The following is a 23,526-nucleotide window of genomic DNA, read 5'->3' on the forward strand; positions in this document are numbered from 1 at the left end:
CACCCGCACCGTCTGGGCAGGCGTCGGTGCTCACGCCGTTGCCGTCATCGCAGCCTTCCCCCGGATCCAGGATGCCATTGCTAGCGGTGACTATCAGGCCTTCATCATCCAGGCCAATGACGGAAACGCAGTGGTTCCGGTGATTGAGGAGGCGATTGCGGCAGGTATCACGGTGGTTGGCGAATTCACGCCAATCGGGCGCAAACTCGACACGATCGAACCACAGGTGGAGGGTCTCTACTTCGTTGGCTGGTCAATCCTCGACAATGCAACCGCGCTCGGTGAACTCGGCATCATGGCCTGTGAGGGCAAGGATCCGTGCAAGGTTGCCTATCTCGAAGGCTTCCGGGCGCTGCCTCTCGACGTTGTCCGCACGGAATGGGTCAAGGAAAAGCTGGCGACGGCCTCCAACATCGAGCTTGTGGCGTCGGTCGAAGGTGGTTACACGCAGGACAGCGGGCTCGCTGCCGCTCAGGACGTGCTCACTGCCCACCCGGACGTCGATGTGATGATCGGTTCATCCCAGGCGATCCTTGGAGCTGAGCAAGCGGTCAAGGATGCCGGTCGCTCTGGTGAAGTCGCTCTGATCGGCAACGGTGCTCCCCGACAGGCGGTAGCCGCTGTGAAGGCAGGCCGGTGGTTCGCCGTGACGGCCGAAGCCGAACAGCAGGCAGGGAGGAAGGCGATCGAGGTTGCGGTGGATGCGGCTCGTGGAGAAGACGTGCCCCGTGCGTTCGATACCGCCACGCTTCTCCCCACACCACTCGGGACAAAGGACAACCTGCCGGCTGACTTCGACGGTGAGTGGGACGCGTGATTGACAGTAGAGGAGACTGCGCGCAGACCGATCTCGGTCTGCGCGCAGTTGGCCTGTCCCGCCGATTCGGTGGTGAGCAGGCCGTCGCTGACGCTCACATCGACTTTCGTCGTGGTTCGATTCACGGAATCGTCGGTCAGAACGGAGCGGGCAAGTCGACGGTTGCGAAGATGATCGCCGGCCTTGTGCGGCCGGATTCGGGCTATGTCGAGATTGGCGGCGAGAAGAAGGTCTTTACGAACCCGAGACAGGCGCTCGCCGCGGGCGTGACGTTGGTGACGCAAGAGCTTGCACTCGTTCCGATGCTCACGGTCGCGGAGAACGTCATGCTCGGTAGGTTTCCTGTTCGTCGCGGCTTCATCGATCGACACGAACTCCGCCGGCGATTCGATGAACTGGAAGAGCGGTTCGGCTTCGGGCTACAGCCCGAGATGCTCGTGGCGTATCTGAGCCTGGCGCAACAGCAGCAGGCTGAGATACTTCGCGCCGTCGCCGATGAGCACCAAGTAGTCATTTTCGACGAGCCCACGTCAAGCCTGTCAAAAGACGCGAGCAGGCGCTTGTACGAGATCCTCCGATCTTTGGCCGACGGAGGTGTCACCTGTGTACTCGTCTCTCACTTCCTCGAAGAGGTGCTCGATGTGTGTGACGCGGTCACGGTGATGAGAGATGGTGAAGTGATCCGCACCAGTGCGACGCACGAGGAAACCTCTGCTTCGCTCGTCCAGGCGATGGTTGGCAAGGATGTGAAGCTGGCGCCCAGTGGACAGCTGCCGGATCCACCCATGGAAGCACGGGCACGCTTGAGCCTGCGAGGGTTCTCTCGTCTGGGAGCGTTCCACGACATCGACCTCGACGTGATGCCGGGTGAGATCGTTGCACTCGTTGGACTCATAGGTGCGGGGCGAACAGAGGTGCTTCGCTCGATCATTGGCTTGGATTCTCGAGATGCAGGATCCCTGTTCCTCGATGGTGTTCAGGTTCTCTTCAGGAGTACCAGTGAGGCAGTCAGGGCCGGTGTGATGCTGTTGCCGGAGAACCGCAAAGAGGAGGGGCTGTTTCTTGTCCGGTCGGTGAGAGAGAACATCACGGCAGGCCTTGCCGGAAAGTTCCGACGTCTGGGTCTCATTTCCCACTCGCGAGAGAAGGCAGCATCATCCGCGGCCGCCACGCGTGCACTCGTGAAACTCCGCTCACTACAGAGCCCGATGTCGGAGCTGTCGGGTGGTAACCAACAGAAGGCGATGTTTGCCCGTTCGCTGATCGAACCTCCTCAGGTGCTGCTTGCAGACGAACCTACGAGGGGGGTAGATGTCATCTCTATTCAACAGATCCATGAGCTGCTCTTGGGCCATGCTCGCCGGGGTGCAGCCGTGCTGGTTGTCACCTCCGAGATTGAGGAGGCGCTTGCGATAGCCAGGCGCATCGTCGTCATGCGCAGCGGCCGTCTGGTTGGCGAGCACCTCGCCATCGAAACCACGCAGGACGAGTTGCTGCACGAGGCGTTTGGCACGGCTAACGGAGCAGAACTGATCGCATGAGGACCGCCGACCGGATCGCAGAGTGGACGAGTGGGCAAGCGCGTCTGCGCGTCCTGAGGCTTGCGGGAAACTACGGGATCCTCTTCGCTGTCCTCCTCCTCATGGTTGTGATGGCAATCGCAAACGATCGGTTTCTCACTCGACAGAACATCTTCAATGTTCTCGATCAGGCCGCGCCCCTCGGTGTGCTCTCAGTGGGTGTCACTCTCGCCATAATCGGGGGGATCTTCGATCTTTCCACCGGCGCGATCTTTGCCGCGGCCGCCGTGGTTGCCGCCAAGGTGGCCGCTGTGGATCCCTGGCTCGGACTTGCCGCAGGTGTCCTCGTTGGGGTGGGGCTTGGGGCGGTAAACGCAGGTGTCCTCATCGGTACCGGAGTCAACTCATTCATCGGCACGCTCACGACGAGTCTCATCTTCAGGGGTCTCGCGTTGATCATGACCGGGGGCATGATCGTGTCTGTCGCGAACCCTTCGTTCAAGATAGTCGGAACCCAGGCACTGTTCGGGGCGAAGTACTCGGTATTCGTCTTCGCAGCTGTCGCGATCATCTGTTCAGTCCTGCTCACACGAACTGCATTTGGCCGTTCCGTGTATGCCATCGGAGGCAACCAGCAGGCAGCCCGCGTGGTGGGGATTCCCGTCGGACGGGTCAAGCTGGGTCTGCTTGTGATCAGCGGGAGCGCTGCAGCCATCTCGGGTGTGCTCACCGCAACTCGAACGGGCTCGGCACAGGCGGATATCGGTATCGGTCTCGAGTTGGCGGCGATCACGGCAGTCGTCGTTGGGGGTACCAGCATCTTCGGTGGTGAAGGTGCCGTGTGGCGCTCGATTCTGGGAGTGCTGCTGCTCCAGATCATTGGGAATGCTTTCAACCTCATGGGGATCGACTCGGTCTTCAAGCAGGTCTCGCAGGGTTTGCTGATACTCGCCGCCATCACCATCGACCACAAGATCAGGAGGTCGGAACCATGACGATTGCAGGCGTTGAGGCGATCGGTGAGCGACTGGTCGAGGCACGGCGAAATCTTCACCGACAAGAGTGTGATGCACTCCTTCTCACCATTGGGTCTGACCTCGAGTACTTGACCGGCTACAGCGCACTCCCGTTGGAGCGACTGACGATGATGGTCCTCTCCGCAGACCCTGACCCGGTCCTTGTGCTTCCTGCTCTGGAAGCTCCAGGGTTCACAACGGGAGGGAACACTGTCGAATCGCGCCCATGGGCCGAAACAGATGACCCTCTCGCGATCGTCGACAGCCTGCTCGGGGATGCCCAGACGGCGGCGATTTCGGACGAAGCCTGGGCAACGTTCGTTCTCGGGCTGCAAGAACGGCGACCAGGGCTGCAGCTTCGACGCGCCTCCTCGATCGTCGCGCCGATGCGCCGAGTCAAAGACGCTGGAGAGCAACGGGCGCTTGTCGAGGTTGGAGCGGCCGCCGATCGCGTCATGGAGACCATCCAAAGGGGCCAGATACCTCTCGTCGGGAGGACGGAAAGGGATGTTGCCGAGACCGTTCGGAGAGCTCTGCTCGAATCAGGACACGAATCTGTCGAGTTCGTGATCGTTGCTGCCGGGCCCAATGCGGCTTCACCACATCACTTCCCGTCCGAACGAGAGATACAGCCGGGGGAACTCGTCCTCTTCGATTTCGGGGGCCGGCGCGCCGGGTACAACAGCGATACGACACGCTGTGTGGCAGTTGGCAACGTCGGCGCGGAGGTCGACGAGGCCTACCAGGTGCTGCAAGCGGCACAAGAGGCAGGTGTCAACGCGGCCAGGGTTGGGCTGAGCTGCCAAGACGTCGATCGTGCCGCCCGTTCGGTTATCGATGCAGCGGGATATGGAGAGCAGTTTCTGCATCGGACAGGGCACGGCATCGGACTGAACGTTCATGAGACACCGTTCATGATCGAGGGGAACGAACTCCCGATCGAGCCGGGCTTCGCCTTCAGCGTCGAGCCGGGGATTTACGTGGAAGGAAAGTGGGGCATGCGGATTGAAGACATCGTGATTGTGACCGATGGCGAACCCATCAAGTGCAACACGAGCAGTAGGCAACTAGTGAGGTTCTGAGACCGAGCTCAAGACAGTTAAGGAGAAGATCCAGTGACTGAATCCTCGAAATCCGTTCGACTCGCGGTTGACGTGGGTGGGACGTTCACCGACATCGTGGCTCTCGACTTGAATGGTGGTGGGTTGCGTTTCGACAAGGTGCCGACAACGCCTGCAATGCCCAGCCAGGGGGTGTTGGATTCCTTTGAGCGTGCGCAGGTCGATGCCGACCGGGTCTCATACTTTGTGCACGGCACAACTCTCGGGCTGAATGCGCTCTTGACACGGTCTGGCGCCAACACGGCGATCGTAACGACCGAAGGATTCCGAGATGTCTATCTGCTCGGGCGTACGGACCGGGTGCCGATGTACGACTTCAAGTACAAGAAGCCCGAGAGTCTCGTTCCGCGCCATCAGATCTTCGAGGTTCCCGAACGCATGAACTACCAGGGAGAGGTGTTGCGTCCCTTCGATGTCGACTCCGCACGCAAGGTGGCGCGCCAGATCCAGGATCTCGGCTTGGAGGCGGTCGCAGTGTGCTTCCTGCATTCCTACGCCAACCCCGAACACGAACTCCTGATGAAGGACATGTTCCAAGAGGTGGCGCCTGGCCTCGAGGTGACCATCTCCCATGAGCTCACTCGCGAATACCGAGAGTACGAGCGTCTCAGCACCGCCGTGCTGGATGGATACATCAAGCCGGTCGTCCGCAAGTACATCGGGCTGCTGGAAGATGCCCTCGACGAAGGTAGATTCGACGGACATTTCCTCATGACCCGCTCCGGCGGTGGGGCCATGACAGCCGGCAGTGCGAAGGAATCTCCCGTCAACCTGATCCTGTCGGGTCCGGCCGGCGGTGTGATCGGCGCCGCCTGGTTCGCGGCTGTCGCGAATGAGCCGAACCTGATCACGATCGATATGGGCGGCACGAGTCTGGACGCTTCGCTCATCATCGACGAGAGCGCCGTGCTGCTGCATGAGGCCGTGTTCGAAGGTCTTCCGATAACGATTCCGTCGCTCTACATCAACACGATTGGCGCCGGGGGTGGCTCGAAGGTCTGGATCGACGATGGTGGACATCTCCAGGTGGGCCCGCAGAGCGCAGGAGCCGACCCGGGTCCGGCAGCGTACGGTCGGGGCGGAACCGATGCGACGTTCACCGACGCGGCGCTGAAGGTCGGCTACCTGGGGTCCGACCACGCGCTTGCAGGGACGCTCCGTCTCGACGAGGGACTCGCAGAGCAGGCGCTCGAGCCGAGCGCATCGGCGCTCGGACTGAGCGTCGACCAGGTTGCCCTCGGGGTTATCCAGATCGCGGTCACCAAGATCGTCGGAGCTGTTCGGGGGATCACCGTGGAACTTGGCCACAATCCGAGAGACTTCACGCTACTGGCCTTTGGCGGTGGCGGCGGGCTGGTGGCAGTCGACGTTGCCAAGGAGTTGTCCATTCCCCGTGTCGTGATCCCTCCGGGCCCAGGAGCGTTCTCGGCGTTTGGCATGCTCATGGCCAATGTTCAGCACGACTTTTCCCGAACACGCGTGACGCTCCTCGAAGAAGCCGACCCTGGCAACTTCGAACAACAGTTCTCCGACATGATGTCCGAGGCCCAGGTTGCCCTCAGCGGTGAAGGTTTCGGACCGGATCGCCGGCAGCTGCTGCGGTTCATGGATCTCCGATACCTCGGCCAGGAACACTCGGTGTCGATTCCAGTCGGTTCGAAGATCGACGAAGCCGAGATCGACCGAATCCAGGAGGCCTTCGCTCTTGCGCACGAGCGCCAATACGGCCACGCCATGACTGATCCGGTGGAGGTCGTGACGCTTCGGTTGCAGGCCCTCGGTGTTGTCGAACGACCGGTGCTGAGAGAGATCGAGCCGAACCGAGGCGCCGTCAAACCATTCGGTGAACGCCAGGTCTATCGGGCAAGCGGGTCGCGTGTGCCGTACTCGCTCTATGAACGCGAAGAACTACGTCAGGGTGCTCGCATAGAGGGACCGGCTGTCATCAGTGAACACACGGCCACCACCGTCATCCACGAAGGGGATGTCGCCGTGGTGGGACCGTACGGAGAGCTACAGATCACGGTAGCTCGGGAGGAGGAGATCCATGGTTGATTCCATCACCGTCGAAGTCATCCGACACAGCCTGCTGGCTTCCGCCAATGAAATGGCCAGAAACCTCTGCCGGACCGCATACAACACGGTTGTCTACGAGATCCACGACTACGGGATAGGGCTCCATGACGCGGAAGGGAATGTGGTCGCCGACACGCCCGGCATCGCCATCTTCACAGGTGGAAACGATTTCGGAGTCCAGAAGACGATCGAATTCCTCGGGATGGAGAATCTCCATCCGGGTGATGTCATCTTGCTCAACTACCCCTACTGGTCATGTGCCCACACGCTGGATGCGTTGGTTCTGGCACCGATCTTCGTCGAGGATTCCCTCCTTGCCTTCGCTTCGTGCCGGGTTCACCTGCTCGACCTCAAGCAGAAGGACGCGGGGTATGTGCTGGATTCCACGAGCATGTATCAAGAGGGGATCTTCTTCCCGGCGGTGAAGCTCTACAACCGTGGGGTGTTGAACGAGGACATCGTGAACATCATCAAGTTCAACAGTCGGATGCCCGAGCGCACCTTGGGCGATCTCCAGGCGGAGGTTTCGGCTGTCCAGACCGGTGAGCGCCGTGTGCGGGAGATAGCGGCCAAATATGGTGCCGACACGGTCGCGGAGGCGATGCAGGAAATCAACGATCATGGTGAGCGGCTGGCGCGAGCGGCACTCGCCAAACTCCCGAAAGGGTCGTGGAGTGCCTTCGACTACTGCGATTCGGACGGAATCGACCTCGACGAGATGATCAAGATGGAGGTGACGGTCACCGTTACCGACGAGAAGATGGTCATCGATTGGAGCAAGACAGACAAACCGGCCAAAGGGCCGATCAACTTGCCGCGTGGCATGACGATGGCAGCGACGATGATGGCGTTCAAGTCTCTGACGACTCCCGACACGCCGGTCTGCGCAGGAAACTTCCGCCCTCTCGAGGTCATTACGAAGCCTGGATCGCTGATGGAAGCAGTGCCGCCGATGCCAACGTTCACACTGTGGCCCGGGCTGCTGGCGGCCGAGGTGGTGACCAAGGCACTTGCCAAGGGCATGCCGGACATCGTGCCGGCCTGCACCGGAGGGGACGTATGTGACGTGATGGCACTGGGCACCGACCCGCGTTCCGGCGCACCCTGGCTCGAAGCCACGAACGATGCAGTGGGATTCGGTGGTCACGCCGGCGGCGACGGTGAGGACGGCATCATGCACATCACTGAGCCGGGCTGTCGGAACAACCCGATCGAAGTACTGGAGACGAAGGCCCCACTGCTCATCGAGCGATACGGTTACCGTCCGGATTCGGGTGGGCCGGGGAAGCATCGGGGAGGAGTCGGCGTCGAGAGGGCCTACCGTTTCCTTGCCCCAGCGTCGGCGATCGTGATCAACTTCAAGACCCGTACTCGCCCATGGGCGATCGGCGAAGGAGAGACCGGGTTGAACAACACCGTCGTTGTCAATCCCGGTACCGACGATGAGAAGCACGTCGGGGTGAGCTACAACCACTTCGATGCAGAAGGCAGGATCGTGAACCTGACAGGAGGCGGAGGTGGCTGGGGCAACCCCTTCGAGCGTGACCCTCTGAAGGTGGCAGCCGACGTGAGGATGGGCCTGGTAACTGCAGATCACGCCGCCGCCGCGTACGGTGTCGTGGTCGATCCCGAGACCTTCGACGTGAATGTCGATGCCACGACCCGGCTCAGGGATTCGGCCGAGGGGAAGGGCGAGTGAGACCAGGGGAGGGAACTCTGTGAACCGTGTGTTCTCCAAGGGTGTGCTTGGTGTAACCAGCCGGCCGGCAGTCCAACACCTGTTCACCAGATCGGCCGGAAGGCGTCTGGCCGAGCGTTTCGTCGCAGGCGAACAGTTGGATGACGCGATACGGGTGGCGCACCGTCTCAACGCTCGCGGGATGAGCGTGTCACTCGACCGCCTCGGCGAAGCCGTGAGTGATCCCGCGGCTGCCGACGCTGCTCGGGATGCCTACATCGAGTGTCTGGACCGGATGCGGTCAGAGGAGATCGTGGGAAACATCTCGGTGAAACTCACTCAGCTTGGACTGGCCATCGATGAGATGCGTGCCGTAAGCGCTCTGGGTGAGGTCGCCGTGTCGGCGAAGGAAGCAGGCACCACGATCACGGTGGACATGGAGGACAGCTCGTACACCCAGCAGACGATCGACGTTTATCTCGCTGTGCAAGCCGAACTCGGGAATCTGGGATTGGCGGTTCAGGCCTATCTGTACAGGACCCCGGGCGACGTCGCTTCCGTGGCCAAGTCCGGTGGACACATCCGGCTGTGCAAGGGCGCATACGCCGAACCTGCCGATGTCGCGATCCAGAAGAAGACTGAGATCCGGGAGGCCTACGGCAAACTGCTCGAACAGCTGATCGATCAGCCGGATGCTCTGCCTGCGATCGCGACTCACGACGGAGACCTGGTCGAACTGGCTGCGGCCTTGGCGGGGGAACGATCTCGAAAGTTCGAGTATCAGATGCTGTATGGAGTGAGGAACTCGTTCCAGACCGAGATCGTCGAGCAGGGGCACCGGCTTCGGGTGTACGTACCTTACGGGACAGAGTGGTATCCATACCTGACTCGGCGACTCGCCGAACGACCCGCGAACCTGTGGTTCTTCGTCCGTGCAATGCTCGGGACATGACCGATCGAGATGCATTCGCGCATCTCCCGGCCCCCGTGTCGTGGCGATTCTCGGGGCGGGTAGAACGTAGGTTCCTCTGTCGAGCTTGGTGATTGGTGTCGCTCTTGCCTGTCGATCAAGAATCGGAGGTAGATCGAGCGCACGCCGCGGCGGCGTTTCTTGGCGCGTTGTCGACCGAGGCGTCTGAAGAGGAAGCCGGCGTAGGCGGCTACGTCGGTATCGAGGTTGCGCCGTTACGAGGGATGGTCATCGTGGCGCATCTCCCTCCGTTTCGGTGCCCGGGCCTACGACGTGGTGGGGCATTCCTCGAACTCGCGCTCGCTCCGAGTTCGTTGGAGCGTTGCCCGGCGGACCCATCGCATCGCAAACCTGCGTCTGTGTACACCATCCGTTGCGCCGGGCGTCTCTCAGGAGTTCACGATCTACAGGTTCGCCGTTGCCTTCACAATCCCGGTGGGTTACGCTCGTTCGATCTGTCTATCCGACCGGCAAGATGGTCTCCGAACCCCTTGGTAACATGATCGATGCCTTGGCCGACAAGGTTGGGAGTCCTCTCATTCTCGAGGATGAGCGTCAGCGACTCGTTGTGCACAGTCCGCATCACGAGATCCCTGACGATGGTCGGCGCAAAGCGATCATGGCTCGTTCTCTGACCCCCGAGATGATGGCGTGGTGCGAGAGCTTCGGAATCCGCACGGCCGATGGTCCCATCAGAACACCCAGGGACGACACAGTCGGACTGGTTGGAAGAGTGTGCATGCCCGTACGATTCCAGGGAACGCTGGTTGGATACATATGGGCGATCGACGACCCGCCGTTGTCAGAAGATGCCGTTGAGGCCATCGTGAGGGGCGCCGAGGAAATCGCGTCTGCTCTGTATCGCTTCCGCCAGGTGAGCAGGGCTCGATCAGACCTGTTCCGCGGCCTTGTCTCGTCGTCACCCGAGGTGCGGCGCTCGGCTTCCAGCGACGCTGGAGCGGACGTGATCCTCCGTCCGGGGACAAAGGCGATCCTTCTGGTGGTGCGAGGAGCCTCGTTCGGTGCCATCGAACCGCTGCTCCGGAAAGAAGCCTCCATTGTTGCGTGGTACACCGACAAGGAGGAGATGGTGATCCTTGTGGATGAGCCAAGCCGGCAGCCGAGAACCGCCCGGAAGCTGGCAGCGCAAATCCTCACGCGTTGTCGTGCTGACGATCTGGAGCCGGTGGTCGGTCTGAGCAGCCCTCATTTGGGCGTGGATCTTCACACTGCGTTGATGGAGGCCTCAGATGCAGCTCGGGTGGGGGATGCGGTCCCTTCGGTTGGGCGGCTCGTGGACTGGTCGACGCTCGGTATCTACCGGATGCTGGTGCGTGCAGCCGCCGCAGACACCGGAGGTCTCGTCGATCCCAGAATCGCCCCACTTCTGGAGTATCCGGAGCTCCTGGACACGCTGGAAAAATACTTCGACTTGGCATGCCGCGCGAAGGCAACGGCAGATGTCCTCCATGTTCATCGCGCCACCCTGTATTACCGTCTGGCGAAGATCGAGACGCTGACGGGTACGGACCTGTCAACAGGGGGCGACAGGCTGTCTCTGCATGCAGCGGTGAAGTTCCGTCGCCTGCAAAAGCACATGCAAGATCCTTCTGTCTGAACCCTGGGCTCGTAGGTACCCTCAGGGTACCCCTGAGCCCAGGGTTCACGGGATAGGGGCTCACCTCGCCGAGATTGACCGGCCGGCGGCCACCGAACGTGGGTTCCTGCAGTTGAGAACCCTCACTCTGTGGCGACTATGGTGCCGCGATGGATATTGATGCGCTCCGCGCCGACACGCCCGGATGCTCCGACGTCGTTCATTTCAACAATGCAGGCACTTCGCTGCCTCCTCGGCCGGTTATCGACGCGCAGATTTCCTGGATCAGCCAGGAAGCTCACACGGGCGGGTACGAGATGGCGGAAGATCTCCAGGAGCAGGTCGCCGGCGTCTACCGCTCCCTTGCCAGACTCATCGGTGCCGACCCGAGTGAAATCGCGTTGATGGAGAACGCCACTGCTGCCTGGTGGCAGGCGTTCCACAGTCTCGACCTGCACGGCAAGACGGTGCTCACTTCAGAGGTCGACTACGGGGCGAACTTCATCAGCTACCTGCAAGCCGCCCGGCGCGACGGTGTGGACACGGTCGTGGTTCCCTCGGATGAGTCTGGTCAGATCTCGCTCGTGGAACTCGAGAAGCGTCTGGACGAGCGAGTCGGGCTGCTCGCCGTGTCACATATGCCGACCAACGGGGGACTCGTCAACCCGGCGGCAGAAATCGGGGCACTGGCCCGCGAGGCGGGCGTTCCGTTCCTTCTCGATGCGTGCCAAACGGTCGGACAGATGCCGATCGACGTCGACGCCATCAGGTGCAGTTTCCTGTCTGCGACCGGTCGCAAATATCTGCGTGGGCCGCGGGGCACAGGGTTTCTGTATGCACGCTCGCCATTCCTGGAGGACAACGAGCCGTTGATGCTCGATCACTTCGGCGCTTCCTGGGTTGAACCCGACCGGTACATTCTTCGCCCCGACGCCCGCCGCTACGAGACGTGGGAATCGAATCACGCAGCCAAAGCCGGGCTGGGGGCCGCGGCCGAGTATGCGATGTCCATCGGACTCGAGCCGATTGTCGGGCGGGTTTTCGCCCTTGCGGCAGAACTGCGGGACAAGCTCGCCGGGATCGGGGTACCCACGTATGACCTCGGTCGGGTGAAGGGAGGGATCGTGACCTTCTCGGTGCCGGGGGTGGATGCGGCAACTGTGAAGCGAGAGCTTCGTGCGCAATCGATCAACACGTCGCTTGTCGATCCTGCCTCCACGCTCATCGACGCCGAGCGCCGGCACCTTCCGGAGATGGTCCGGGCGTCGGTGCACTACTACAACACGAGTGGAGAGATCGACACACTGATCGCCGCGCTCGAAGGCATCGCAGTGTGATTCGGACGTTCGAGCCGTGATTTGCTCGTTCTCGTGACGGTTGGGTGGGAGTGTTCCCGTGAAGCGTCACAAGGACGGATCGAATGGCCGCCAGACCCTAAGCTGTCGCTGGAAGGAGGTGTGTGCATGCATCGAGATCGGCTCACCCGCCCGCTCGTCCGGGAAGATGGGGTTCTGCGATCGGCATCGTGGGACGAGGCGCTCGACAGAGCAGCCGGCGGTATCCAGACCGTCACCAGGCAGTACGGCCCGGGAGCGTTCGGGGTGATGAGTTGTTCCAAAGGCACGAACGAGATGAACTACCTTGCACAGAAGTTCGTCCGTGTCGCCGTTGGGACCAACACGATCGACTCGTGTAACCGTACCTGACACGCTCCCAGTGTCGCCGGTCTGGCGACGGTATTCGGAGCAGGTGGCGGAACGAGTTCCTACAAGGAAGCTGAGGAAACGGACCTCATCGTCCTGTGGGGTTCCAACGCGCGTGATACACACCCGATCTTCTTTCATCATCTCCTCAAGGGCGTCCGTCACGGCGCGAAACTCATCGTCGTCGATCCCAGGCGCAGCTCGTCCGCGACGTTCGCCGATCTCTGGCTTGGTCTCGACGTTGGATCCGACATCGCCCTTGCCAATGCAGTCGGGCGCGAGATCATCGGCGCCGGCCTGCATAATCGTGAGTTCATCGAACGTGCAACCGTCGGATTCGACGATTACCAAGCCGCCGTCGATGCATGGACACTGGACCGAGCAGCCGAAGTGACCGGTGTCCCCGCAGACGCGATTGCTGAGCTCGCCCACGCGTATGCGCTCGCGCCGACGGCCCAACTGTGTTGGACCCTCGGGATCACCGAACATCACAGCGGGACCGACAACGTCTTCTCATTGATCAACCTGGCATTGCTCACTGGACATGTCGGCCGTTGGGGATCCGGCCTGGTCCCTTTGCGGGGCCAGAACAACGTTCAGGGAGGAGCCGACATGGGTGCGCTTCCCAATAAGCTTCCCGGCTTCAAGGATGTGTCCGACGATGCGGAGCGGGCTCGGTTCGAGGCAGCGTACGGTACGGAGCTGCCGGCCAAACCCGGATGGCACATATCGCAGATGTTCGACGCGATGGAACGCAAGGACCTCAGGTCGGTGTACATCATCGGCGAGAACCCGGCACAGTCCGAAGCCGATGCCACGAGGGTGCGCCGACTCCTCGCCGGCCTCGACCATCTCGTCGTGCAAGACATGTATCTCACCAAGACGGCAGAACTCGCGGACGTCGTCTTGCCCGCAGCGGCAGGTTGGGCCGAGACGGACGGCACCTTCACCTCGTCGGAGCGTCGAGTGCAGCTCGGGCGAAAAGCCCTCGACCCGCCGGGCGAGGCGAAAGATGATCTCGTGATCATTGCCGACCTCGCCGCACGCCTGGGCTGCGACTGGGGTCATCGGACCGCAGAGGAACTGTGGGATGAGCTGCGAGGGCTGTCGGCAATCCATGCCGGAATGAGTTACGAGCGTCTTGCATCCCACGATGGTCTCCAATGGCCGTGTCGCGACGAGGACGACCCCGGCCAGCCGTTCCTCCACGGTCGGCTCTGGGACGATCCCGTGACTGGTCCAAGGGCCCCGTTTGCGTCCGTCGAGTGGGTTCGCCCCGTCGACGAGATCAACGAGGAGTTTCCCATCAGGCTGACCACGGGACGCAGACTCGACTCCTACAACACCGGTGTGCAGTCAGGCCGGTATTCTTCGCCGAAACGACGGGGTGAGAGCATCGATCTCTCACCGGAGGACGCTGCCGCCCTTGGGCTCGCCGATGGCGATCTGGCACGGATCACTTCGAGACGCGGAACAGTCGAGGCGCCCGTACGGACCGATCCCAACCTGAGACCGGGTCTGGCGTTCATGACATTCCATTTCCCCGACCAGGTGGACACGAACGTGCTCACGTTGGATGCCTGGGATCCCAAGTCGGGGACGTCCCCGTACAAGGCGACGGCGATCAAGGTCGAACGGCTTGGAGAGTCGTTGTGAACGTGATCAGCGACGCAGAGCGCGCAGCGATCGACGCTGTGCTCGGCTCGGCAACACTCGGTTGGGGCGCGTCGGCTCGAGCGGCGACTGGTGGCCGCTTCGCTCGTGGCGGTGTCGCGTTGAAAGCTCGCCGCCACCTGCTCCTGCCGGCACTGCACGCCGTGCAACAAGCCGCGGGATGGATCACGCCCGAGGCTCTCGACTATCTCAGCCAGCGGCTTGACGTGTCGCCGGCGGAATCGTTCGGGGTCGCAACCTTCTACGACCTGCTCGACACTGTTCCAGGACCCGACGCGACCCTCAGGATCTGTGATGACATTGCCTGTGCCGGTGGCGCCCAACTGATTGCCGCCTCAAGAGCCCGATACGGCGACAACGTCACCGTCGAACCGGTGTCGTGTCTCGGACACTGTGCGCGCGGTTCTGCCGCGATGGTCAGCGTGGCCGGCCGCCAGGATGTGATGGTTGCTCCGGCTTCGTCCGAGGGGATCGACGCTGCGGTCGGCGGTGGTGTGACGGCTGGCGTGGCAGACCGCATCGGTGGACAGTTGACCCTTCTGTCGAGAGTTGGTCTCGTCGATCCCTCGAGCCTCGACGACTACCGGAACCATGGTGGCTATGCGGCGCTGGGGAAAGCCATGAGGATGGGCTCAGCAATGGTGATCGGGGAGATCGACCTGTCCCTGTTGCGGGGCAGAGGCGGGGCTTCGTTCCCAACGGGTCGGAAATGGGCAGCCGTCGCGCGTTCCGAGCCGATACCGAAGTACGTCATCTGCAACGCCGATGAGTCTGAACCAGGGACGTTCAAGGACCGGGTCATTCTGGAGAACGACCCGTTCGCCATCGTGGAAGCCCTTACGATCGCAGGTTTCGCCGTGGGCGCTTCTCGAGGTTTCATCTACGTGCGCGGCGAGTACCCGCTCGCCGTGGAGCGTGTCGAGAACGCAGTGTCGGTGGCGCGAGAAGCCGGCCTGCTTGGGCCTTCGGTCATGGGAACCGGTTTCGGGTTCGACATCGACGTCCGGCGTGGTGCCGGCGCATACATCTGTGGAGAGGAGACGGCCCTCTTCAACTCGATCGAGGGTTTCCGTGGAGAGCCGCGAGTGAAGCCTCCATTCCCGACAGATGTAGGACTCTTCGGTAAGCCGACGGTGATCAACAACGTCGAGACGCTCGCCAACGTCCTGCCAATCGTCATTGAAGGAGGAGAGGCGTACGCCGCGACAGGCCACGGCGGATCCACGGGAACGAAACTGTTTCCGGTCTCAGGGAGAGTTGCCAGGCCTGGTCTCTACGAAGCGCCATGCTGCGTTTCGCTCGGTGAGATCATCGAATTGGCCGGCGGAGCGATAGGAACCTTCCGCGCCGCTCTGGTCGGAGGCGCTGCCGGAGTCTTCATGGGTCCCGAGCGGCTGGACGACACCATGTCCTTCGAGCATCTCGCAGCTCTTGGTGAATCGTACGGGTCCGGTGCGATCGTCGTATTCGATGAAACGTCGGATCTCGACGCCGTCGTGCGGCGCATTGCCGCCTTTTTCCGGCACGAATCGTGCGGACAGTGTGTGCCGTGCCGGATCGGGACCGTTGCCCAGCAGGAGGCACTCGGTCACCTCCTCGACGGTGATGGCACCTGGCGCAAGATCCTCGCCGATGTAGACAGGGTCATGACGGACGCTTCCATCTGTGGCCTGGGGCGTACCGCGGCGTCGGCGATCCGTTCGGCACTGCACCTGGGGCTGATCGGGGGTGCGTCATGAGGATCACGATTGACGGCCGGCGGCTCGACATTGCCGAAGGGAGGACGATCCTCGAGGCTTGCCGCGACGAAGGGATCGAGATACCGACGCTCTGCTTCCTGGGGACACTCGAACCTGCCAATGCGTGCCGACTCTGTGTAGTAGAGGTCGAAGGATCGGGGCCCCTCGTTCCGTCGTGTTCTCGAGAGGTCGCCGAGGGGATGGTCGTCAACACCGCCTCGGACCGCGTGCGACACAGTCGTCGCATGGTGCTCGAACTCCTCGCGGCGACGTCCGACCTTTCCTTCGCCGATCTCGACGACATGATCGAGTCCTACGGAGCGAGACCCGATCGACTGCATCTCAAGGCGGCCGGTTGGGAGCCTGAAGTTGACAACAGCCTTTACGCACGAGATCTCGACAGGTGCATCCTCTGTCATCGCTGTGTCGACGTGTGCGGCGAGCAAGCCCAGAACACTTTTGCCATCACAGTGGCAGGGCGCGGGGCAACCGCCCATATCGCTACCGAGTTCGACGTGTCGTTGCCGGAGTCTGCCTGCGTGTTCTGTGGGAACTGTGTCGCCATCTGTCCAACCGGTGCGCTGATTTCGCTCACCGAGTTCGAGATGCGCAAGGAAGGAACCTGGAACAAGGCTGTCCAGCAGATCACCCAGACGGTGTGTCCGTTCTGTGGGGTGGGCTGCAACCTCGAGCTGCACGTTCAAGACAATCGGATCGTCAAAGTGACGTCTCCACCGGATCATGACATCACGAGCGGCAACCTGTGCATCAAAGGACGGTTCGGGTACAAGCACGTCGAGTGATGTGATGGCCCTCACCTCTGCCACCTTCCCGGCCGGGGAGGCAGAGAAGGAGAGTGCAAGGACCCGGTGCTCCGGTAGGCTGCGCGATGTGAGATCGACCCAGCGCGACATCGTTCGTTTCCAGGAGGGAAGTCCTCAGCGAGCCGTCGATCACCTCGTGACGGAAGAACCGCTCGAGCTGAGGATCGCAGATACGCCCATCGCGGTGGTGATGCGTACACCGGGTGACGATGCCGATCTGGCCCTCGGGTTCACACTCACCGAAGGAGTCCTTCTCGAACCTGACGAACTCACCGGCGTAACGGAGATCGGGGAGAACCGTCTTCGCCTCGATCTCGCTCGCGGTGTACGGGTCGACCCCGAACAGTTCCGCCGGAACCTGTACACGACTTCTTCGTGCGGCGTGTGCGGCAAGGCGTCCATCGACGCGGTGCGCATCACTGCATCCAAGGTGGTGACGGAAATCCCGATCACGGCGCACGTTTTGGCCGAACTGCCGCGCAGGCTGCTGGTCGAGCAGGAGACCTTCCTGGACACGGGTGGACTCCATGCCGCTGCGTTGTTCGACTTCGAGGGCAGGCTCATCGAAGCGCGCGAGGACATCGGCAGGCACAATGCCGTCGACAAGGTCGTTGGTGCAGCTGCGCGCAGGTCATGGCCCTTTGGTGCAATGGTTCTGTTCGTGACGGGCAGAATCTCGTTCGAGATCGTGCAGAAGGCTGCCGTTGTTGGGATTTCCTGCGTTGCCGGTATCTCGGCAGCGTCATCACTGGCCGTGGATCTCGCCCGTGAGTTGGGAGTAACCGTTGTCGGGTTCGTCCGAAACAAGGGCTTCAACCTGTACACGGGCTTGGTGGGTTGACGGCAGGGTTGGACGGAGCCAGGTGCGGAGAATGGGAACGCGTAGAGATGAGTTTTCGTTGAGGTCGTCGAGGGAGCGGATTATGGACATGCAGCTGGGCGCTTATGAAGCGGACGTTCGACGGCGCCTTTGCTCGTGGGATGAAACACGGTTTGCTCGCCGCCTGTGGGCGAAGGATCCCACGCTGTGGTTTGAACACGAAGAGCCGGAGATCGTCGATCGGCTTGGCTGGCTGACGCTGGCAGCCGACATGGCTCCGCGCTGCTCTGAGCTCACAGCGTTCGGAGTTGAAGCTCGGTCCGAAGGCATTCGTCATGTCGTGCTGCTCGGCATGGGCGGTTCCAGTCTTGCCCCCGAGGTGTTCCAGCGTACGTTTGGCAGCGGGCCGGGGTATCCATCGCTGATCGTTCTCGACTCGACGCACCCCGACGCGGTGCGTGCAGTCGAGGCCGCCATCGATCCTGCGGCAACGATGTTCGTGGTGTCCTCCAAGTCGGGCACCACGCTGGAGACGCTTTCGGGATTCCGGTACTTCTGGTCACGGGTGGCCAGGGTGCTCAACCTTCCGGGGCGCAGATTCGTCGCAGTTACCGATCCGGGCACCCCACTCGAAGACATGGCGAGAAGTCGGGAGTTTCGCGCCGTGTTCCCGGCCCCTGCAGACGTCGGAGGACGCTACTCGGCGCTCACGATGTTCGGCCTGGTCCCGGCCGCCTTGGTCGGAGTGGACCTCGAACGGCTGCTCGACGCTGCCGAAACGATGGCCAGTCGGTCTGGTTCCAACGTGACCGCATCTGCCAATCCCGGGTTGCGGCTGGGCGCTGCGATGGGGGAGTTGGCGCTTGCCGGGAGGGACAAGCTGACGTTCCTGGTGTCCTCGACACTCAGGGCATTCCCCGACTGGATGGAGCAACTCGTTGCCGAGTCGACCGGTAAAGACGGGAAAGGGATCGTGCCCATCGCCGGTGAGCCACTGGGAGATCCGGGCGAGTACGGAGAAGATCGAGTCTTCGTCTCCTATCACATCGACGGAGAGCCTGCGCCCGGAACCGATGGCCTCGTCGCTGCCGGACATCCCGTGATCTCGATTTCTCTCGCTACCGCCTATGAGATCTCGGCCGAGATGTTTCGTGCCGAGATGGCGACTGCAGCGGCAGGTTCGGTGTTGGGCATCCACCCGTTCAATCAGCCCGATGTCCAACTCGCCAAGACTCTCGCTCGTGGAGCGATGGAGACGGAGGATGGTGCTGCGGAGCCAATCGAAGTGGTCAGGCCGGCAGAACCGGGTTTCTTGGGCTCCATTCGCGAGTTTCTCAGCACGGTGGACACGGGTGACTACATCGGTCTCCAGGCCTACGTGCCGCGGAACGCCGAGAACGAAAACGTTCTCCGGCGACTCCGCACTCGATTGCGTGCACGAACCGGCGCTGCGACGACCGTGGGGTTCGGGCCCCGCTTCCTTCACTCGACCGGACAACTCCACAAGGGCGGGGCAAACAACGGAGTGTTCATCCAGATCGTCGATGAACCTTCTTCAGACGTGCCCGTTCCCGAGGTCGACTACTCGTTCGGGAAGATCATCCGTGCCCAGGCCGACGGGGACTACCGTGCGATGCTGGGACGTGACCGCCGGATACTGCGCATCGACCTGGGCAGAGGGTCACTGGCCGAGCTGGAGCAGGCATGGCCGACGTAATGACGTTCCTGTTCGACATGGGGGGAGTGTCGTCGACCAACGGGCGGCGTCGGCGTTCCCATCACCATTGTGTACAAGGCTTCGATCTGGACCTGCATGGCATCGCAGAGATCCGCTCGGTGTTCGTCAGCTTCGCGTGTCTCGGTGTGAGGAAGAGCGACGAGACGATTCGCCGTCTTGGGTGCGACACCACCGGGCAGCGGCTCGAAGAGGATGGGCGTATCGACGAACGGCCGCTCGACCTGGACTGCCTGGACTGCGCCCGGAACCGCAGTTTGCACAACATCACATTTGAGAACGTGGGCCGGCTCGGAGCCGAATTGGCCACACTCGGCACCAACTGACAGGAGATCGAAGTGGACATTGGAATGATCGGCCTCGGCAAGATGGGGGCCAACATGGCGGAACGTCTTATTCAGGACGGGCACCGGGTCGTCGGATTCGACCTGAGCACGGAAGCTGTGACGGCACTCGTCGAGCGGGGAGGCGAAGGCGCCGATTCGCTCGAGGCCGTTGCGGCAGCCCTTCCCACGCCGCAGGCGGTGTGGGTGATGGTCCCCGCCGGCCGTCCGGTCGATGCCACGATCGAAGCGCTTCTGCCGTACTTGGGAGCCGGGTCGATGATCGTCGACGGGGGCAACTCCTTCTACAAGGACACGGTACGTCGGGCCGAACTCTGCGCCGAATCCGGGGTCGAGTTCGTCGACGTCGGCACCTCCGGAGGCGTTTGGGGTCTGGCGGAGGGCTACTCGATGATGGTCGGCGGGTCCGTCGGCGCCATCGAGCGGCTGCGTCCCGTGTTCGAGTCACTCGCGCCGACTGCCGAACTCGGCTGGGGCCATGTCGGCCCTGCCGGATCTGGGCACTTCGTCAAGATGATCCACAACGGTATCGAATACGGCCTCATGCAGGCCTATGCGGAAGGGTTCGCCATTCTGGAAGCCAAGAAGGAATTCGATCTGGACCTGCACCAGATCGCAGAGATCTGGCGGCATGGCTCGGTTGTTCGCTCCTGGCTCCTGGAGCTGACGGCGACGGCTCTGGAACAGAATCCGACCATGGACGGTATCGCTCCGTTCGTGCCCGATTCCGGTGAGGGACGCTGGGCCGTGCTCGAAGCAGTCGATCTCGGCGTCGCAGCACCAATCATCGCGGGTTCCCTGTTCCGCAGGTTCCGGTCGAGAGATGAGGAGGGTTTCACCGACCGGATGCTGTCGGCGATGCGCAACGCGTTTGGCGGACATGCCATCAAGCCTGAAAACCCCTCGTGAAGCGGATCGAACCGCATCTGTTCGTCATTATCGGAGCTACCGGGGACCTGACGAGCCGAAAACTCCTGCCGGCCCTCTACACGATGATCACCGATCAGGGCCTCGGGGACCGGTGTCGGATTCTCGGCGTCGCCACATCCGAACTCACAGACGAAGCATTTCGGGAGAGCGCAAGAGATGCACTTCGAGCTGCCGGCCGCGACGATGAAGGACTCGAAGCCTGGTGTGACGGCGCAGTGCACTACCAGTGCATCCGCTCGGGGTATGACGCGCTCAGGGAGCGCATCGAAGCGTTGGAGAAAGAGCACGGGATACCCGGCAACCGGGTCTTCTACCTGGCGCTACCGCCTCGCGTGTTCCCCACGGCCATCGAAGGCCTCGGCAGCGCAGGTCTGGCCGAGAGTCCCGGCTGGACCCGTCTCGTGGTGGAAAAGCCGTTCGGGAGGGATCTGGAGAGCGCTCGTGAGCTCAACGAGTTGGTGCACGAGCGCTTCGAAGAATCCTCAACGAGTTGGTGCACGAGCGCTTCGAAGAATCACAGGTGTATCGCATCGATCACTACCTCGGGAAGGAGACCGTCCAGAACCTGCTGGTGCTCCGTTTCGCCAACTCGCTGTTCGAAAGCTCATGGAACCGGGACCGGGTGAAGTCCGTTCAGATCAGTGTCGCAGAGGATGTTGGTGTGGAGCACCGAGCCGGCTACTACGAACATGCCGGAGCACTTCGTGACATGGTGCAAAACCATCTCACCCAGATCATGACCTTGGTGGCCATGGAACCGCCGGCCTCTTTCGACGCGGACGCCATCCGCGACGAAAAAGTGAAGGTTCTCCAGTCGATCCGGAGCATCGACCCCGAGCAGGTCGTGGTTGGCCGGTATGGTCCTGGCACGTCCAACGGTTCTCCTGTTGTCGGGTACCTCGAGGAGGAAGGTGTGGCCGCCGACTCGACGACCGGCACATTCGTGGCCATGGAGGTCGATATCGACAACTGGCGCTGGCAGGGCGTCCCGTTCTACCTGCGCACCGGCAAGCGTCTGCCTCGCCGACTCACCCAGATCGCTATCGAGTTTCGCGAACCGCCCGTCTGTCTATTCGACCGAGAAGGACTCTTCCAGGTCCACTCGAACACGCTCGTCATCACGATCCAGCCCCATGAAGGATTCGAACTGCTCTTCGATGTGAAGGCCCCCGAAGAACGTTTTCGGCTCACGACGCTGCCTCTGGACTTCTTCTACGAGGAAGCGTTCGGACCTCTGCCTGCTGCGTACACGACCCTGATCAAGGATCTCCTTTCGGGTGATCAGACCTTGTTCGTTCGGGCCGACGAAGTGGAGGAATCCTGGCGTCTGTTCACTCCTCTTCTCGCTCGAAACGGTGAACCGGCCTCGTACCCGGCAGGCTCGTGGGGTCCGGATGCATCGGAACGGCTGCCGTCTCGCGACGGCAACGCCTGGGTGGCGCGCTGAGAACGGCCGCGTTGAACCTGGCCGAGCACTGGAACGTCGAAACGCATCAGGTATCTACGACAGCTCGGCTCTGATCGGTTTCACCAACGCGACGTAGTCTTCGGTCGCCATTCGGATCGTCTCCACGTGGTTGCCTGCGTTGAAGACCATCTCGTCGGCCGTGAACCCTGTGTCGAAGTACACGGGCATGTTGTACAGGTTGCCGAATGGCGGCTCTGCTCCGCGTTCGCAATCCGGGCACAGAGGAGCGAACTCGGCCTCTGTGGCGAGACGCACCTCCTCGCCGACCGCGGCGGCGACCTTGGACAGCCGGACGTGCCGATTGGCCGAAAGGACGGCCATGATCGGCGACGTACCCGCCATCAGAATCACCGTCTTCGCGAACTCGTCACCGGGGATGTGCTCGAGGGCAGCGATCTCCTGTGCCGTGTAGGCGGGCCGGTGCCGCTACATCGAACGCGACGCCGTTGTTGGTGAGGAACTCACGGACTCGTGCTGCGACCTTCGTCATGGGCATCACCTTGTCCTCCCTTGCTGTAGTACTACACCAGCTGCGGGGGGATTTCTAGGGTCGGAGGTCCCGAAATTGCCTTGACGCGCGATCGATTGGCCGGATAGGGTTGGGACACTCCACTTGGGAGGTGTCATGCGGATGCGAACCTCGACATACGGGCCATCCAGGCCTGGTTCATCGCGTCCGCGGTCACTCGTTCTCTGACTTCATAGTCCTTCCGAGCCGCCGGACGTTTCCGGAAGGCAAAGGAAGCACCTGTGAACGATATCCATCAACGTGGGGCGTGTGTGGCGTCCGGTAAGCATGATTTGTTCTTTTCTGAACGCCCCGCCGACTTGGCAGGCGCTCAGGCGGTATGCGCTCGTTGCCCGGTCCGGCTGTCCTGCCTCCAATCTGCGCTCGAAGAAGAACTCGAGTGGGGCGTCTGGGGAGGAGTGATCTTCTGGGAGGGTCATGCGTACTACCGGCGCAGGGGGAGGGGTCGTCCGCGACGAGAAGACAAGGACCGGCCACTCGCTGCGAACGTCGGCGAGTTGTGGAAACTCGTTCAGTCTGCGTGAGCCGTCGAACATTCAGCAGGCTTCGTGCCGACGGGTTTCGGCCGAGGTCGGTGGGGATCCTGGGAGGCCCCCTCCCGGTTTCGCCGTACTCCAACGCTCGCTTCGCTCTCTGGGGAGAGAGACAGGCCGCTTCGGTTCGTAGGGGAAGAATGGGTCGCTTCGCTTCCTGGGGAATCCGGTCGTGGGGGACCAGTAGACACCGCTCGCTGCGTTTTCGGTGCAGTCGCTCTGACGGGAAGGTTTGCACCCGAGCCTCTATGCCCGCCCCACGGTCTCGGGCCGACCTGAGGCTGCGATAGGAAGTACGAAGTACCTGGTACCAGGCACCGACCTCGCTCAGCGAACTCCTAGGAGACTGTTGAACAATCCGGGTTTTTGGGTGTGGCGTGTCGGTTGGGTAACGGTTCCGCTTGTTGTGTGTCCGTGTCGGGGTGTTGGGGG

18 protein-coding genes and 1 pseudogene are annotated in these 23,526 nt (G+C 62.0%); 18 read left to right on the top strand and 1 reads right to left on the bottom strand.

Features of this window, described 5'->3' with window-relative positions; translation table 11 throughout:
- The 17 genes and pseudogenes from GWP04_08120 to zwf all read left to right on the top strand — a co-directional run.
- The coding region (locus GWP04_08120) for a substrate-binding domain-containing protein (GenBank protein ID NIA25524.1) at positions 1 to 817 on the top strand (817 nt) is incomplete at its 5' end.
- Positions 814 to 2,358 (top strand): ATP-binding cassette domain-containing protein, encoded by a 1,545-nt coding sequence (locus GWP04_08125; GenBank protein NIA25525.1) that lies wholly within the window; start codon positions 814 to 816, stop codon positions 2,356 to 2,358. The genes GWP04_08120 and GWP04_08125, both read left to right, overlap by 4 nt.
- A complete protein-coding gene (locus GWP04_08130; GenBank protein NIA25526.1) occupies positions 2,355 to 3,332 on the top strand; it encodes an ABC transporter permease in 978 nt (325 codons plus the stop codon). The genes GWP04_08125 and GWP04_08130 overlap by 4 nt, the downstream gene beginning before the upstream one ends.
- A complete protein-coding gene (locus GWP04_08135; protein NIA25527.1) occupies positions 3,329 to 4,435 on the top strand; it encodes a M24 family metallopeptidase in 1,107 nt (368 codons plus the stop codon). The genes GWP04_08130 and GWP04_08135 overlap by 4 nt, the downstream gene beginning before the upstream one ends.
- A 33-nt stretch (positions 4,436 to 4,468) precedes the next feature.
- On the top strand, positions 4,469 to 6,529 hold the full coding sequence (locus tag GWP04_08140; GenBank protein NIA25528.1) for a hydantoinase/oxoprolinase family protein: 2,061 nt from the start codon (positions 4,469 to 4,471) through the stop codon (positions 6,527 to 6,529).
- Positions 6,522 to 8,249 carry a hydantoinase B/oxoprolinase family protein gene (locus tag GWP04_08145; GenBank protein NIA25529.1) on the top strand — a complete coding sequence of 576 codons (1,728 nt, stop codon included), beginning with the start codon at positions 6,522 to 6,524 and terminating at the stop codon, positions 8,247 to 8,249. Before GWP04_08140 ends, GWP04_08145 begins: the two co-directional genes overlap by 8 nt.
- A 19-nt stretch (positions 8,250 to 8,268) precedes the next feature.
- Positions 8,269 to 9,180 carry a proline dehydrogenase gene (locus GWP04_08150; protein ID NIA25530.1) on the top strand — a complete coding sequence of 304 codons (912 nt, stop codon included), beginning with the start codon at positions 8,269 to 8,271 and terminating at the stop codon, positions 9,178 to 9,180.
- A gap of 517 nt (positions 9,181 to 9,697) precedes the next feature.
- The gene (locus GWP04_08155) at positions 9,698 to 10,816 is read left to right on the top strand and encodes a hypothetical protein (GenBank protein ID NIA25531.1); all 1,119 of its coding nucleotides are present in this window, start codon (positions 9,698 to 9,700) and stop codon (positions 10,814 to 10,816) included.
- Positions 10,817 to 10,965: 149 nt separating this feature from the next.
- Positions 10,966 to 12,132: an aminotransferase class V-fold PLP-dependent enzyme gene (locus tag GWP04_08160; protein ID NIA25532.1), complete on the top strand. Its 1,167-nt coding sequence runs from the start codon at positions 10,966 to 10,968 to the stop codon at positions 12,130 to 12,132.
- 126 nt (positions 12,133 to 12,258) lie between these two features.
- Positions 12,259 to 14,154 (top strand): molybdopterin-dependent oxidoreductase, encoded by a 1,896-nt coding sequence (locus GWP04_08165; GenBank protein NIA25533.1) that lies wholly within the window; start codon positions 12,259 to 12,261, stop codon positions 14,152 to 14,154.
- Positions 14,151 to 15,911, top strand: a complete 1,761-nt coding sequence (locus GWP04_08170) for an NADH-quinone oxidoreductase subunit E (GenBank protein ID NIA25534.1) — start codon at positions 14,151 to 14,153, stop codon at positions 15,909 to 15,911. Before GWP04_08165 ends, GWP04_08170 begins: the two co-directional genes overlap by 4 nt.
- Positions 15,908 to 16,714, top strand: coding sequence for a 4Fe-4S dicluster domain-containing protein (locus tag GWP04_08175; protein ID NIA25535.1), 807 nt, complete (start codon positions 15,908 to 15,910; stop codon positions 16,712 to 16,714). Before GWP04_08170 ends, GWP04_08175 begins: the two co-directional genes overlap by 4 nt.
- 4 nt (positions 16,715 to 16,718) lie before the next feature.
- Positions 16,719 to 17,576, top strand: a complete 858-nt coding sequence (fdhD, locus tag GWP04_08180) for a formate dehydrogenase accessory sulfurtransferase FdhD (protein NIA25536.1) — start codon at positions 16,719 to 16,721, stop codon at positions 17,574 to 17,576.
- Between the two features lie 31 nt (positions 17,577 to 17,607).
- On the top strand, positions 17,608 to 19,272 hold the full coding sequence (locus GWP04_08185) for a hypothetical protein (GenBank protein NIA25537.1): 1,665 nt from the start codon (positions 17,608 to 17,610) through the stop codon (positions 19,270 to 19,272).
- Entirely contained in the window at positions 19,260 to 19,616 is a 357-nt protein-coding gene (locus GWP04_08190) for a hypothetical protein (GenBank protein NIA25538.1), read from the top strand. The genes GWP04_08185 and GWP04_08190 overlap by 13 nt, the downstream gene beginning before the upstream one ends.
- A gap of 12 nt (positions 19,617 to 19,628) precedes the next feature.
- Positions 19,629 to 20,543, top strand: a complete 915-nt coding sequence (gene gnd / locus GWP04_08195; GenBank protein NIA25539.1) for a decarboxylating 6-phosphogluconate dehydrogenase — start codon at positions 19,629 to 19,631, stop codon at positions 20,541 to 20,543.
- A gap of 83 nt (positions 20,544 to 20,626) precedes the next feature.
- Positions 20,627 to 22,011 (top strand): annotated as a pseudogene (zwf, locus tag GWP04_08200) (glucose-6-phosphate dehydrogenase).
- Positions 22,012 to 22,065: 54 nt separating this feature from the next.
- Here zwf and GWP04_08205 read toward each other — a convergent pair.
- Positions 22,066 to 22,428, bottom strand: a complete 363-nt coding sequence (locus GWP04_08205) for a deacylase (GenBank protein NIA25540.1) — start codon at positions 22,426 to 22,428, stop codon at positions 22,066 to 22,068.
- Positions 22,429 to 22,782: 354 nt separating this feature from the next.
- On the opposite strand from GWP04_08205, the gene GWP04_08210 reads away from it, so the two are divergent.
- Positions 22,783 to 23,085 (top strand): WhiB family transcriptional regulator, encoded by a 303-nt coding sequence (locus tag GWP04_08210; GenBank protein ID NIA25541.1) that lies wholly within the window; start codon positions 22,783 to 22,785, stop codon positions 23,083 to 23,085.
- Positions 23,086 to 23,526: the final 441 nt, after the last annotated feature.

This window comes from Gammaproteobacteria bacterium, from assembly GCA_011682695.1.
Classification (GTDB): Bacteria; Actinomycetota; Acidimicrobiia; order Spongiisociales; family UBA4744; genus BMS3Bbin01.

Coding starts and splice junctions, on each gene's coding strand:
- GWP04_08130 (NIA25526.1), top strand. CDS start 2,355: ATGAGGACCGCCGACCGGATCGCAGAGTGGACGAGTGGGCAAGCGCGT.
- GWP04_08135 (NIA25527.1), top strand. CDS start 3,329: ATGACGATTGCAGGCGTTGAGGCGATCGGTGAGCGACTGGTCGAGGCA.
- GWP04_08145 (NIA25529.1), top strand. CDS start 6,522: ATGGTTGATTCCATCACCGTCGAAGTCATCCGACACAGCCTGCTGGCT.
- GWP04_08155 (NIA25531.1), top strand. CDS start 9,698: ATGATCGATGCCTTGGCCGACAAGGTTGGGAGTCCTCTCATTCTCGAG.
- GWP04_08160 (NIA25532.1), top strand. CDS start 10,966: ATGGATATTGATGCGCTCCGCGCCGACACGCCCGGATGCTCCGACGTC.
- GWP04_08175 (NIA25535.1), top strand. CDS start 15,908: ATGAGGATCACGATTGACGGCCGGCGGCTCGACATTGCCGAAGGGAGG.
- fdhD (NIA25536.1), top strand. CDS start 16,719: ATGGCCCTCACCTCTGCCACCTTCCCGGCCGGGGAGGCAGAGAAGGAG.
- GWP04_08185 (NIA25537.1), top strand. CDS start 17,608: ATGGGAACGCGTAGAGATGAGTTTTCGTTGAGGTCGTCGAGGGAGCGG.
- GWP04_08190 (NIA25538.1), top strand. CDS start 19,260: ATGGCCGACGTAATGACGTTCCTGTTCGACATGGGGGGAGTGTCGTCG.